Consider the following 13,199-nt stretch of genomic DNA (forward strand, 5'->3'; position numbering starts at 1 on the left):
ACGAACATCATCGGTGATGTGGGTCCGCGTCACGCCATCGGGTCAGTTCGTTCGAGAGGTTCTCGCGCGCCTTGGCCTCCCAGCGTGCCCGCCCGATGTCGCTGCGGTACAGCCGCGGCCTGGCCAGCAGGTTTTCCAGCACGGCCGCGCGACCCGCCCGCCAGTCCTCGTCGGAGTAGATCGAGTACTCCTCCCGGACACCGTCCGCGTACTGCTCGTAGTCCTCCGGCGCGGCGCCGAGGATCGCCAGATCGGCGTCCAGCAGCGCGGTGGCGAGGAGGTCTTCGTCGGGGGCGGCGTGGTGGATCGTGCTGAGGATCAGCTCGCCGGCGCGTTCGACGTCGGCCGCGGGGACACCGGCGTTGGTGAGTTCATCGCGGGTCCAGGCGGCGCTGGCCTGCTCGTCCTCGCCGGGGCGGGCGTCGTAGACGACGTCGTGCGTCCACGCCGCGATGGCGACGAGGGCCCGCTCGCGGGCGCCGAGACCGAAGGCGACGGCGAGGGCTCCGCTGTCGCGGGCGACGGCAGTGACGTGCCCGAGATCGTGGTAGCGCCGGTGCGGCTCGGCGTAGCGGGCCTGGAGGTCGTTCCACGCGACGGCGGCGATCCGGTGATCGCCACCGAGCCGGGTGATCGCGGTCGGCCAGTCCATCAGTCGAAGATCCCGCGTGCCTTGGCCACCTCGTGCAGCCAGCCTTCGAGCTGCGGCTCCCACTTGACCCGCTCCAGTGCGGCGTGGTCGACCTTGAACAGGCCGAGGAACTCCTGGCCGCGTCCGCCGAAGCCGCCGCTCTTGGACACCCGGACCCGTTTGGTCACCTCCAGCACGACCTGCGTCTCCGACGGCGAGGACAGGAAGGTCACCGCCACCGAGGTGAAGACGGGCGCGAACCGCGGCGAGGGGGAGAAGCGGATCTCCTGGAAGAAGGGAAGCTGCTGGACCGCGCCGTCGACCCGGCCGCGTTCCAGCACGGCCTCGCGGAAGACGAAGCCGATCCGGCTGAAGGCGTCCAGTATCCGTTTCTGCGCGGGCAGCGGCTCGATCGCGGCGGTGTCGACGTCGACCGGGTCGGTGACGGAGTTCGCGATGTCGAGACTGGTCTGCAGGCCGACGGCCATCCCGTTCAGCGGTTTGCCGAAGACGCTGGAGATCGGCGTCTCCCAGGGCAGGGCGACCTCGAACGGGATGCGGACCTGCTGGCCGGGGCCGATGCGCTCGTTGCCCGCGAGCTGCTGGGTGCCGAACTCGAGGTCCTCGACGCCGGGGCGGCGTTCGTCCGGGAGCGTGACCCTGGCGAGCAGTTTGACCGAGAGACCGTTGATCTCTTGATCGACTTCGCCGCCGAGCAGCAGAACCTCGCCGCGCAACGGGCGGCCGGGGGAGACCGTGCGGTCGAGCAGCCGGGCGTCGATCTTCGCCCCGCCCGAGCCGAACGTCGCGAGCACCTTCTGGAACATGGGCGAGATCCTGCCAGGTCGCCGGTGTGCGCAGGAGGATTTGGGGCATTATGGAGGGGTGAGTACTCAGACCCTTCCGAAGCCGGATACCCGTCCCGAGGGCACCGACGGCACCGACGACGATTCGCCGAAGATGTTCCACTACGTGCGCAAGAACAAGATCGCCGAAAGCGCGGTCATGGGCACGCACGTGGTGGCGCTGTGCGGTGAGGTCTTCCCGGTGACGAAGTCGGCGAAGCCCGGTTCGCCGGTCTGCCCGGACTGCAAGAAGATCTACGACGGTCTCAAGCCGGGCGACTGAGTGTCCGTCCGGTGTCCGATACCGGACAAAATCTGAAAATCCTTCACATGGCGGCTGCCCGTCCCGGTTTTCGCTGGTAATCAGTACCCGCCAGCGAAACCCAGCCGGGACGGAGCCTTCATGCGTAGAACCGGGATCGTGCTCGCCATCGCCGCGTTGGTCGCGGTGTTCTCACCCGCCGCCGCCCAGGCCGTCACCGGCTGGACCACGGTCGGTTCGGACAACGCCCGCCCGCTCGACGAGGGCCAGGGCCTCGCCACCATCGAACGGCCGTCCGGGACGATCTACCGCTACACCGGGATCGCGACCGTCCCGATGAGCCTCTCCACCCAGGGCTGGAACCACGTCGGCGACCCGGGCTCCGCGCAGGGCTGGTACGTCGAGCCGTACCAGCGCGACGACCGGGGAGCGAAGCTCTTCCGCGTCGAGTCGCCCGACGGGAAGTGGGCGAACTACACGCATACGCTGGAATCGTGGGAGGCGAACAACAACTCGTTCGCCGCCGTGACCCCGGACGCGCGCTGGATGGTGGCGGGCGAGTGGGGCACGATGGACCGCCTCCTCGTGCACCCGATGCCCGGCGTCGCGCATACGAATCCCTCGGCGAACCTGCCGTACTCGTCCGCGATCCGGCTCGACAAACCCGTGCGGGACATCCAGGGCTGCGACTTCGTCACCGCGACCCGGCTGCTGTGCTCGTCCGACGACCCCGAGGGCTCGCTGTTCGGGACCACGAAGCCGCTGCTGCAGGTGGATCTTTCCGGCGCGCTGTCGGGTTCGGACGTGACCGGGCGTGTGACGTCGCTGGGGCAACTGCCCCTCAAGAGCACCTGCAGCGGGAACTTCGAGACCGAGGGCATCGACGTCGCCGCCGACGGGACCCTGCGGGTCGTCGTGCTCTCGCCTTCGTGGTGCGTGGCCTTCGACAGCAAGACGTGGCGGTTCCGCAAGGCGTGACACGCCCATGCAATTAGTCGGCTGAATGCGAAAGGCACGCCGGGCGCCCACCCGGCCCCGGCGTGCCTTCCTCCCCCGCCCCCAGGTCTACGCGCTCGGCTCCGGCGTCAGCGTCTCGGAGGACGGCGCCGCCGAAGGGGACCGGCGGGCCGCCTTCTTCGCGCGGCGCTTCTCCTTCCGCGTCTCGACCATCGTGTACAGCGTCGGCACCAGGATCAGCGTCAGCAGGGTCGAGCTGACCAGCCCGCCGATCACCACGATCGCCAGCGGCTGCCCGATGAACCCGCCCTGCCCGGTCAGCCCGAGCGCCATCGGGACCAGCGCGAAGATGGTCGCCGCCGCGGTCATCAGGATCGGCCGCAGCCGTCGCCTGCCGCCTTCGACGACGGCGTCGGCGACGCTCATCCCCGAAGCCCGGTACTGGTTGATCAGGTCGATCAGCACGATCGCGTTGGTCACCACGATGCCGACGAGCATCAGCATCCCGATCAGCGCGGGCAGGCCCAGCGCGGTCCCGGTGGCCAGCAGCAGCCCGATCGCGCCGGTCGCCGCGAACGGGATCGACACCAGCAGGATCAGCGGCTGGATCAGGCTGCGGAACGTCGCCACCATGATCAGGTACACGATCGCGACCGCGGCCAGCAGCGCGAGGAACAGGTTCCCGAACGCCTCCTGCTGATCCTCGCTGACCCCGCCGAGCTTGTACGCCGCGCCGCCGGTGAAGGTCAGTCCGTCCAGTTTGGACTGGATGGCCTTCGTGGTGGCGGCCAGGTCCGCGCCGGTGTTCTTGGCGGTGACCGTGGTGCTCAGCTCACCCGAGGTGCGGTGCACCGCGGCCGGGCCGTCCACTGTGGACACGGTGGCCACCGAGTCCAGCCGGACCACGCCGGTCGCGCTCGGGATCGGCAGCGCCTTGACCGCGTCGACCGACACCGGGGCCGTGCCCGCGCGCAGCACGATGTCCGTGCGCTGACCGTCGACCGGCAGCTGCGTCACCGTGCGGCCGGCGATGGCCTGGTTCGCGATCTGGCCGATCGTGGTCGCCGAAAGCCCGCTCGCGGCGGCCTTGGCGGCGTCGACCTCGACCTGCACACGCGGCGAGCCCTGCGCGAGGTCACTGGTCACCTCGGTGAGGTCCGGGACGCCGGACAGCGCCTGGCGGACCTGCTCGGCGGCGGGCTTCAGCGCCGCCTCGTCCGGCGCGGTGACGGTGATCGAGACCTGGTCGGAGTTGAATCCGCCGGCTTCCGCGCCGATCTTGACCTCGCCGAGCTCCGGCTTGTCCAGCTTGCCCCGCAAGCGATCCGACAGCGCGTCGAGGTCGGTGTCCTTGGCGACGGTGACCTGGATGCTGGTCGCCGTCCCGCCACCGCCGAAGAAGTTCCCTCCGCCGATGCTGACCTGATACGTCTCGACGGCCGGTTCGGCGGCGAGCGCCTGCTCCACCGCGCCCGCGGCCTTCTCCTTGGCCTCGGGACTCGTGCCGGGCGGCAGCTTCTGCGAAAGGCTCAGCGTCGTCGAGCCGGACTGGTCGAGGAAGTTCGTGTTCAGCTGCGAGGCCAGGCCCACCGTGCCGCCGAAGATGATCAGCGCCAGCAGCACGACGGTGACGCGGCGCCGGGTCGCGAACCGGATCACCGGCACGTATCCGCGCTGCAGCAGCCCGCGCCGTTCCTTGTCCTCGGCGGCCTGGCGCGTGAGCTCGGCCTCGCGTTCGTCGGCCGGGGCCTTGGGCGGCTTGAGGAACCAGTACGCCAGCACCGGGACGATCGTCAGCGAGACCAGCAACGACGCCAGCAGCGCCACGGTGACCGTGACCGCGAACGGTGAGAACAGCTCGCCGACGAACCCGCCCACGAAGGCGATCGGCAGGAACACCGCGACCGTGGTGAGGGTGGACGACGTCACCGCACCCGCGACCTCGCGCACGCCGTCGAGCACCGCGCGCTGCTTCTCCTCGCCGTAGGCCAGATGTCGTTTGATGTTCTCCAGCACCACGATCGAGTCGTCGACCACCCGCCCGATGGCGATGGTGAGCGCGCCGAGGGTGAGCAGGTTCAGCGAAAGATCGCCGGTCCACAACGCCAGCAGCGCCACGACCACCGAAAGCGGGATCGACACCGCCGTCACCAGCGTCGAGCGCACCGACATCAGGAACAGCAGGATCACCACGACCGCGAACGCCAGCCCCAGCAGGCCTTCGGTGGTCAGGCCGCTGATCGCGTCCTTGACCGGGGTGCCCTGGTCGAACACGACGCTCATCTCGGCGCCGATCTTCTTCGACAACTCGGGCAGCTTGTCCCGCACCGCTTCCGAGATCGCGACCGCGTTCCCGTTCTCCACCATGGTGATCGAAAGCCCGAGGCTCGGCTTGCCGTTGGTGCGCGTGATCGACGTCGGCGGCGCGAAGCCCGCCTGGACGTCCGCGACATCACCGAGCTTCACCGGCTTGCCCGCCGGCGCCCCGGGACGGGAAGGCTGCGAAGGGGTGAGATACAGGTTCTTGATCGTGTCCACTGTGGTCGGTCCGCCACCGACCTGGACGGTGAGCGTCTTGTCGCCTTCGGTGAGCGTCCCGGCCGGGACGGCGGCACCGGCGGTCTGCAGCGTGGTGGCGATCGACGACGGGTCGACCCCCGCGGCCGCCAGTTTCGCGTAATCCAGCGCGATGGTGACCCGCGGCTGCCGCACACCGGTCACGTCGACCTCGCGGACGCCGTCGATCTTGCGCAGTTCCGGCGCGACCTCCCCGGTCAGCGCGGGTGCGAGCGCCTGCGGGTCACCGGTGGTCCCGGCGGCGAGCAGCACGACCGGGAGATCGTCGGTGGACCCCGCGGAGACCGTCGGCTCGCTGTTCTGCGGCAGGCGGGCCTTGAGCCCGTCGATGACGCGCTGGATCTGCCCCACGGCCGCGTCGATGTCCGTGCCGAACTCGAACTGCGCGGTGATCCGCGACAGCCCCTCCGACGACGTCGAGCTCAGTTCTTCGAGCCCCTTCAAACCCTGCAACCCGCCTTCGAGCGGCTCGGTGACCTGACGGTCGACCGCGTCCGGCGACGCGCCCGCGTACGGCGTGATGACCTGCGCCTGCGGGAACTGCAGTGACGGGAACAGCTGCTGCTTCAGCTGCGGCAGGGCGAAGGCGCCGAAGCCGATCACCACCAGGGCGAGCAGCCCGATGAGACTTCGGTTGCGCAGGCTCAGTCTGGCCAGCGTGGACATGACGGGATCCCCCAGGAAGACAACTCGGGAACGTGCGGATTACCGCGAGCTTTTCATGGCGGCGGGTGGACTGGATTCACACCACGGGTGGAATCGGAGTACGACTTCGGGATGAGGTCCTGCTCAGACCGGCCTCAATTTTGCCGTTCGGTCACCTGATCGGTTTCGCTCTGCGTTTCTTCGTTCACCGATTGTTCTGATTCGGTCTCGTCGTTCTGGCGGGGTCGGCGGAGCGGGACGGTCGTCCGTTCCCACAGTTTGCGGCCCTCTTCGGCACGGATCCGTTCGCTGGCGCGTTCCATTTCCAGCCGCCGCCATTTCCGGCGCTGGCGTTTCGTCGCCTTGGCGGGCCACAGTTCCTGGATCGCGCTGTTGAAGTACGCGCCGCCCACCACCGCGAGCCCGATGAAGAACATGAGCAACAGGAACGCGATCGGCGCGGCGAGCGCGCCGTAGGTGTAGCCGGTCTTGGTGATCCAGTTCAGGTAGATCCGCAGCCCGATGCTGGAGAGCAGGAACACGACCATGGCGAGCATCGCGCCCGGCAGCCCGCGGTGCCACGGCAGCCTGCGCGGCAGGGACAGCTTGTACAGCGTCGTCAGCGCCAGCACGATCATCACGGCCAGCACCGGGTAGTACAGCGTGCCGACCCAGTACGACACCGTGTCGCGCCAGTCGGTGGGGAAGAACTGGGGGAGCAGGTCCGGCCCGATCGCCAGCAGCGGCAGCCCGACCACCAGGATGACCAGCCCGGCCAGGTACAGCAGCAGCGCGAAGATCCGCTGCCAGACGTCGTTGCGGACGCCGTACTGGTCGTGCGCGACGGTGATCGCGTCGACGAACGACGACATCGCCGACGAACCGGCCCACAGCGAGATCAGGAAGCCGACGGAGACGATCTCGCCCTTGCCGACGGTGAGGATGCTGTTGACCGTCGGCTCGATGATGTCGTGGACGGCGTTGTCACTGAAGATCGTCTTGCTGAAGGTGATGATCCGGTCGTGGACGGCGGTCACGACCTCCTGGCCGAACCAGTCGCCGACGAAACCGAGGCAACCGAGGAGACCGAGCAGCAGCGGCGGCAGCGACAACGTCTGCCAGAACGCGGCTTCGGCGGCCTCGGAGAAGATGTTGCCGTCCCAGGCCTTGCTGAGCGTGCGGCTGAGCAGGCGCAACGGCCCCCTGCGGCCCTTCGCGACCTCGGCGGCCGTGTCGGGACGGCCGTTCTCCTCGCTCATGCAGCTCCTCCGCCGGCGCCGAGCGCCCTTGACGGTGTCCAGCATGGTCCATGCCGCGCCATTCGGCTCGCCACCCCTGGGTTTTCGGGTGAGTAACCCGACAACGGGGGTGGCGCTTCCGGCGTTCCACGGGGCTGGAAGGTAGGCTTCCCGGAGTGCCCTCACCTCAGGCGCCGGCGTCGCGGCCGGATACCCAAGTGGGGGTTTTCGCTTGTGTCAGGGTGGATGACCAGGCATTTCGAGTGAGGGAGGAGGGGGACCTGCATGTCGGAAACCGTTGAACGCGATCGAGGCGAGCTGGGCGCGCCTCCCGCGGCGAAGGACAGCACGGCCCGCCCGCTGCGTGCCTGGCAGCGGCGGGCGCTGACGAAGTACCTCACGAAGAAACCGCAGGACTTCCTGGCCGTGGCGACGCCGGGCGCGGGCAAGACGGTGTTCGGTCTCCGGATCGCCGCCGAGCTGCTGAGCGACCGGACCGTCGAGCGGATCACCATCGTCGCGCCGACCGAGCACCTGAAGCACCAGTGGGCCGCCTCGGCCGCGGCCGCCGGTATCGCGATCGACTCGAACTTCCGCAACGGCACCGGTGTCACCTCGCGTGACTACCAAGGTGTCGCGGTCACCTACGCGCAGGTCGCCGCGCATCCGTCACTGCACCGCGTGCGCACCGAGAACCGCAAGACCCTGGTCATCCTGGACGAGATCCACCACGGCGGTGACGCGAAGTCGTGGGGCGACGCGATCCGCGAGGCGTTCACCCCCGCCGTCCGCCGTCTCGCGCTCACCGGGACGCCGTTCCGCAGTGACGACTCGCCGATCCCGTTCGTCACCTACGAGGCCGACGGCTCGGGTTTCCAGCGCAGCAAGGCCGACCATGCCTACGGTTATGCCGACGCGCTCGCCGACGGCGTGGTCCGGCCGGTCGTCTTCCTCGCCTACTCCGGCGAGGCATCCTGGCGCACCAGCGCGGGGGAGGAGTTCACCGCACGGCTCGGCGAGCCGCTGACCGCCGAGCAGAACGCGCGGGCCTGGCGTACGGCGCTCGATCCGGCGGGCGAGTGGATCCCGTCGGTGCTGCAGGCCGCGGACACGCGTCTCGCGCAGCTCCGCGCCAACGGCATCCCGGACGCGGGCGGTCTGGTGATCGCCACCGACCAGGACTCGGCGCGCGCCTACGCCAAGATCCTGCAGCGCATCTCCGGCCAGAACCCGACGGTCGTCCTCTCCGACGACCCCAAGGCGTCCGGGCGGATCAAGGAGTTCTCCGACTCGACCGACCGCTGGCTCGTCGCGGTCCGGATGGTGTCCGAAGGCGTCGACGTCCCGCGTCTCGCGGTCGGTGTGTACGCCACGAGCGCGTCGACCCCGCTGTTCTTCGCGCAGGCCATCGGCCGGTACGTGCGTTCGCGCAAACCCGGCGAGACGGCTTCGGTCTTCCTGCCGAGCGTGCCGGTGCTGCTGGAGCTGGCCAGCGAGCTGGAGGCGCAGCGCGACCACGTCCTCGGCAAGCCCCACCGCGAGAAGGAGGGCTGGGACGACGAACTCCTGGCCCAGGCCAACCGCACCGAGGACGAACCGGGCGAGGAGGAGAAGGCGTTCACCTCGCTGGGCGCCTCCGCGGAGCTCGACCAGGTCATCTACGACGGCAACTCGTTCGGCACCGCGGTGTTCTCCGGCTCCGACGAGGAGCAGGAGTACCTCGGCCTGCCGGGGCTGCTGGAGCCGGACCAGGTCCGCGCCCTGCTGCGGAAGCGGCAGGAGGAGCAGCTCTCCGACGAGAAGCGGCGCAAGCCCAAGGCCGAGGAGGCGGCGCCGGTCGCGCGGCCGCAGTCGGTCAGCGAGCGGCTCGGCGCGCTGCGCAAGGAGCTGAACGCGCTGGTGGGCGTGCACCACCACCGGACGCGGAAGCCGCACGGCGCGATCCACAACGAACTGCGCCGGGTCTGCGGCGGTCCGCCGACCGCGATGGCTTCGGTGGAGCAGTTGGAAGAGCGGATCGTCACCCTGCGTTCCTGGTGACCGCCCGTCTGCCTAAGCACGTGAAGGCCCCCTTTCCTCGGCTCAGCCGAGGAAAGGGGGCCTTCACGCGGACTGGGAGCGTTGTCGGTGAAGGATTTGGGACGTTCACTGTCCCAAATCCTTCATAAACGAAGGCAAGCGTGGAGGAGCCAGGACACGGGGTGTGTGGATATAGGGACGTTCAACGTCTCTATATCCACACACCTCTCACTCAGGGTTATCTCGCTTCCTCCTCAGCCATTTCATCCCTCGCCTGCCGATGATCTCCACCGGAATCCCCGGTCAACGGGCTGCGGTCACCCTGAGCGTCACGCTCAGTGAGTGGTGGCGGTCACACCGTCAGCACACCTAGACTTCGTACGTCTTGCTACGGCCACGTTGCCAAACCGTGTCCATTTGATGAGGCTTAATCGATTCAGCCGTCTTCCGCGAAACCCGTTCGGCGGCATATGTTGTCGCCCACAACATATGCGCGATGGTGCGACCGGTCCTTCAGGATCGCCGCCCGCGAGCAAGATCCGGAAGGAACGAGGATGCGCAGCAGAACCCTTACCCTCCTCGCCGCGACGGTGGGCGCCGGCCTGGTGCTTTCCGCCTGTGGCGCCAACACCGCCGACTCGGGCAGCGGCAACTCCTCGCAGTCCGCGCCCGCCCCGGGCGGCGCCGCCGCCGGTGGCAAGGTCGGCGTCATCCTGCCGGAGACCGCCACCTCCGCCCGCTGGGAGTCCTTCGACAAGCCCTTCCTGACCAAGGCGCTCAAGGACGCGGGCTTCGACGCCGACGTCCAGAACGCCCAGGGCGACGTCCAGAAGTTCACCACCCTGGCCGACGGCATGATCGCGCAGAACGTCAAGGTCCTGATCATCGCCGCGATCAACGGCGAGGTCGGCTCGGCCGTCGCCAAGAAGGCGCAGGCGGCGGGCATCCCGACGATCGACTACGACCGTCTCAACCTCGGCGGCAGCTCCGACTACTACGTCTCGTTCGACAACGAGAAGGTCGGCCAGCTCCAGGGCCAGGGTCTCGCCGACGCGCTGAAGGACAAGAAGGGCGCCGAGGTCGTCATGATCGAGGGTGCCCCGACCGACAACAACGCGACGCTGTTCGCCAACGGCCAGAAGTCCGTGCTGCAGCCGAAGTTCGCTAGCGGCGACCTGAAGCTCGTGCGCGAGCAGGCCATCGACAACTGGGACAACCAGAAGGGCGGCCAGACCTTCGAGCAGATCCTGACCGACAACAAGGGCAAGGTCGACGGCGTCGTCGCCGCGAACGACGGTCTCGCCGGCGCGGTCATCACCGTGCTGAAGAAGAACGGCCTCAACGGCAAGGTCCCGGTCACCGGCCAGGACGCCACCGCGGACGGCCTCATGGCGATCCTGCGCGGCGACCAGTACATGACCGTCTTCAAGCCCATCAAGGAAGAGGCCGAGGCCGCGGCGAAGCTCGCCGTCCTGCTGGCCAAGGGCGACAAGGCGGGCGCCGACGCGCTGGCCACCGGCAAGGCGAAGGACCCGAAGGGCAACCGCGAGGTCAAGTCCGTGCTCCTCGAGCCGAAGCTGACCACGAAGGACGGCGTCAAGGAGGTCGTGACGCAGGGCTACGTCAAGGCGGCCGAGATCTGCGGCGGCGACCTGGCCGCGGCGTGCACGCAGCTCGGTATCTCCTGACCCGTTAAATCCAGACGACCGGGCCGGTGCGTTCCCCCGACGGAGCGCACCGGCCCGGTACCCAGCCGGGAGAACCCCCATGAGTGAACCCATCCTCGAACTGAAGCAGCTGAACAAGAGCTTCGGGCCGGTCCACGTCCTCCACGACGTGGACTTCAACGTGCGCGCCGGCGAGGTCACCGCGCTGGTCGGCGACAACGGTGCCGGTAAGTCCACTTTGGTCAAGTCGATCGCCGGGATCCACGGCTACGACTCGGGAACGGTGACGTTCCAGGGCAAGCAGGTGAACATCCACGGCCCGCGCGACGCCGCGGATCTGGGCATCGAGGTCGTCTACCAGGACCTCGCGCTCGCCGAGAACCTCGACATCGTGCAGAACATGTTCCTCGGCCGGGAACGCGGCAGCAAATGGCTGCTCGACGAGGCCAGCATGGAGAAGGCCGCCCGCGAGACGCTCGCCTCGCTTTCGGTCCGCACCGTGAAATCCGTCCGCACGCCCGTTTCGGCCCTCTCGGGCGGGCAGCGGCAGACCGTCGCGATCGCGAAATCCGTGCTGTGGGACTCGAAGGTCGTCCTGCTCGACGAGCCGACCGCAGCGCTCGGTGTCGCGCAGACCCGTCAGGTGCTCGACCTCGTCCGCCGTCTCGCCGAAAAGGGCCTCGGTGTGGTGCTGATCAGCCACAACATGGCCGACGTCTTCGAGGTCGCCGACCGGATCGCGGTGCTCTACCTCGGCCGTCTCGTCGCCGAGGTGCACACCAAGGACGTCACCCACGGCCAGGTCGTGGAACTGATCACCGCCGGTCGCTCCGGCGACCTCGGCCTTGCCCGCCCCGAAGCCGCCGTCCTCTGAGCAGAGGCGAGAAAGAACCGGAAATGACTGAGACACCTGCAAAGCCCGCCTCGCCGGAGGGGGGCAAGTCGGCGGCCGCCGCGCTCAACCCGTCGGCGGCCATCACGGACTTCGGCATCGACACGACATCGATGTCGACGCGCGAAGCCGTCGGCGACTACTTCTCCCGGCTCAAGGCCGGACAGCTGGGGTCGCTCCCGGCGCTGCTCGGCCTGCTCGTGCTGGTGATCGTGTTCGCCTCGCTGTCGGACACCTTCCTGACGATGAACAACATCGCGAACCTGATGGCACAGGGCGCCGGCAAGGCGATCATCGCGATGGGCATCGTGTTCGTGCTGCTGCTCGGCGAGATCGACCTGTCCGCGGGTACCGCGTCCGGCGTCACCGCCGCGGTGCTGGCGATGCACTACGTGCGTAACGGAAACCTGTTGGGCGGCATGGGGAACGGCGTGTTCATCGCGTTCCTTGTCGTGCTCGCCATCGCCGCCCTGCTCGGCGTGATCCTGCGGATCTGGGCGGGTGTCGGGTTCGCCGTGCTCGCCATCGCGCTCGTGCTGTCGGGAACCGCGGCCAACGCGTGGATCGAGATGCTGCTCGCGATCTCCGTCGGTGGCGCGATCGGTGTCCTCACCGGTTTCCTCGTCTCGAAGATCGGCATGCCCTCGTTCGTCGTGACGCTGGCGCTCTTCCTCGCCTGGCAGGGTGTCATCCTCCAGTTCATCGGTGAGGGCGGCACGCTCGGCATCAGCACCTCCGACGTGCTGTTCAAGGTCGCCAACGGCAATCTGTCCACTGTGGGCAGCTGGGTCCTGTTCCTGATCGCCGCCGGTGGTTTCGCCGCGGTGACACTGGGCCAGCACTTCTCGCGGCTCAAGCGCGGCCTGGTCACCCAGCCGACGCCGATGGTGCTGTTCAAGGTCGGCGCGATCGCCGTGGTCGCCGCGATCGCGACCTACCTGCTCACGCTGAACCGCGCGCCGAACCCGAACATCGTCATCTCCGGCGTCCCGTACGTCGTGCCGATCGTGCTCGGCCTGCTGGTGCTCGGCACCTACGTGCTCAACCGCACGCAGTACGGCCGCCACATCTACGCCGTCGGCGGCAACCGCGAGGCGGCCCGCCGCGCCGGTATCAACGTCGAGAAGATCCGCGCCTCGGTGTTCGTCATCTGCTCGGCGGTGGCGGCGGTCGGCGCGATCGTCTACTCGTCGAAGGTCGGTTCGGTCGACCCGCAGGCCGGTGGCCTCAACACGCTGCTGTTCGCGGTCGGCGCAGCCGTCATCGGTGGTACGTCGCTGTTCGGCGGCAAGGGCCGGGTCGTCGACGCGGTGATCGGTGGTCTCGTGCTGGCGGTCGTCGAGAACGCGCTGGGCCTGCTGAAGCAGTCGGCGGCGGTGGTCAACATCGTCACCGGTCTGGTGCTGCTCCTCGCGGCCACGGTGGACGCGCTGTCCCGGCGCCGCGCGGCTGCGTCGCCGCGCTGA

The 13,199-nt window shown here is 68.7% G+C and carries 10 protein-coding genes; 6 read left to right on the forward strand and 4 right to left on the reverse strand.

The genetic code is table 11. The features are described 5' to 3' along the window. Positions 1 to 7 precede the first annotated feature (7 nt). Positions 8 to 652 (reverse strand): hypothetical protein, encoded by a 645-nt coding sequence (locus ED92_RS28285; RefSeq protein WP_037343682.1) that lies wholly within the window; start codon positions 650 to 652, stop codon positions 8 to 10. After that, complete coding sequence (locus tag ED92_RS28290; RefSeq protein WP_037343685.1) at positions 652 to 1,458, reverse strand: sporulation protein; 807 nt, start codon at positions 1,456 to 1,458, stop codon at positions 652 to 654. Before ED92_RS28290 ends, ED92_RS28285 begins: the two co-directional genes overlap by 1 nt. A gap of 58 nt (positions 1,459 to 1,516) precedes the next feature. On the opposite strand from ED92_RS28290, the gene ED92_RS28295 reads away from it, so the two are divergent. Next, the gene (locus ED92_RS28295) at positions 1,517 to 1,759 is read left to right on the forward strand and encodes a DUF3039 domain-containing protein (RefSeq protein ID WP_007033595.1); all 243 of its coding nucleotides are present in this window, start codon (positions 1,517 to 1,519) and stop codon (positions 1,757 to 1,759) included. Between the two features lie 120 nt (positions 1,760 to 1,879). Further along, entirely contained in the window at positions 1,880 to 2,716 is an 837-nt protein-coding gene (locus ED92_RS28300; protein WP_037343687.1) for a hypothetical protein, read from the forward strand. Between the two features lie 87 nt (positions 2,717 to 2,803). On the opposite strand, the gene ED92_RS28305 is transcribed toward ED92_RS28300, so the two are convergent. Then, positions 2,804 to 5,938, reverse strand: coding sequence for an efflux RND transporter permease subunit (locus ED92_RS28305; protein WP_037343689.1), 3,135 nt, complete (start codon positions 5,936 to 5,938; stop codon positions 2,804 to 2,806). Between the two features lie 134 nt (positions 5,939 to 6,072). After that, entirely contained in the window at positions 6,073 to 7,176 is a 1,104-nt protein-coding gene (locus ED92_RS28310; RefSeq protein WP_037343692.1) for a YihY/virulence factor BrkB family protein, read from the reverse strand. Positions 7,177 to 7,440: 264 nt separating this feature from the next. On the opposite strand from ED92_RS28310, the gene ED92_RS28315 reads away from it, so the two are divergent. The 4 genes from ED92_RS28315 to ED92_RS28330 all read left to right on the forward strand — a co-directional run bounded on the left by ED92_RS28315 (position 7,441) and on the right by ED92_RS28330 (position 13,199). Continuing rightward, a complete protein-coding gene (locus ED92_RS28315) occupies positions 7,441 to 9,195 on the forward strand; it encodes a DEAD/DEAH box helicase (protein WP_037343694.1) in 1,755 nt (584 codons plus the stop codon). Between the two features lie 533 nt (positions 9,196 to 9,728). Continuing rightward, entirely contained in the window at positions 9,729 to 10,862 is a 1,134-nt protein-coding gene (locus ED92_RS28320) for a sugar ABC transporter substrate-binding protein (RefSeq protein WP_016332932.1), read from the forward strand. A 79-nt stretch (positions 10,863 to 10,941) separates the two neighbouring features. Continuing rightward, a complete protein-coding gene (locus ED92_RS28325) occupies positions 10,942 to 11,715 on the forward strand; it encodes an ATP-binding cassette domain-containing protein (RefSeq protein WP_037343697.1) in 774 nt (257 codons plus the stop codon). A 23-nt stretch (positions 11,716 to 11,738) separates the two neighbouring features. Next, positions 11,739 to 13,199, forward strand: a complete 1,461-nt coding sequence (locus ED92_RS28330; RefSeq protein WP_037343699.1) for a sugar ABC transporter permease — start codon at positions 11,739 to 11,741, stop codon at positions 13,197 to 13,199.

Origin of the sequence: Amycolatopsis sp. MJM2582 (assembly GCF_000754115.1) — a bacterium.
GTDB classification, from domain to species: Bacteria; Actinomycetota; Actinomycetes; order Mycobacteriales; family Pseudonocardiaceae; genus Amycolatopsis; species Amycolatopsis japonica.

Bases quoted from the DNA above. Each gene is read 5' to 3' on its own strand.
- ED92_RS28320 (WP_016332932.1), top strand. From the start codon at position 9,729: ATGCGCAGCAGAACCCTTACCCTCCTCGCCGCGACGGTGGGCGCCGGC.
- ED92_RS28310 (WP_037343692.1), bottom strand. From the start codon at position 7,176: ATGAGCGAGGAGAACGGCCGTCCCGACACGGCCGCCGAGGTCGCGAAG.
- ED92_RS28305 (WP_037343689.1), bottom strand. From the start codon at position 5,938: ATGTCCACGCTGGCCAGACTGAGCCTGCGCAACCGAAGTCTCATCGGG.
- ED92_RS28285 (WP_037343682.1), bottom strand. From the start codon at position 652: ATGGACTGGCCGACCGCGATCACCCGGCTCGGTGGCGATCACCGGATC.
- ED92_RS28330 (WP_037343699.1), top strand. From the start codon at position 11,739: ATGACTGAGACACCTGCAAAGCCCGCCTCGCCGGAGGGGGGCAAGTCG.
- ED92_RS28300 (WP_037343687.1), top strand. From the start codon at position 1,880: ATGCGTAGAACCGGGATCGTGCTCGCCATCGCCGCGTTGGTCGCGGTG.
- ED92_RS28325 (WP_037343697.1), top strand. From the start codon at position 10,942: ATGAGTGAACCCATCCTCGAACTGAAGCAGCTGAACAAGAGCTTCGGG.
- ED92_RS28290 (WP_037343685.1), bottom strand. From the start codon at position 1,458: ATGTTCCAGAAGGTGCTCGCGACGTTCGGCTCGGGCGGGGCGAAGATC.
- ED92_RS28315 (WP_037343694.1), top strand. From the start codon at position 7,441: ATGTCGGAAACCGTTGAACGCGATCGAGGCGAGCTGGGCGCGCCTCCC.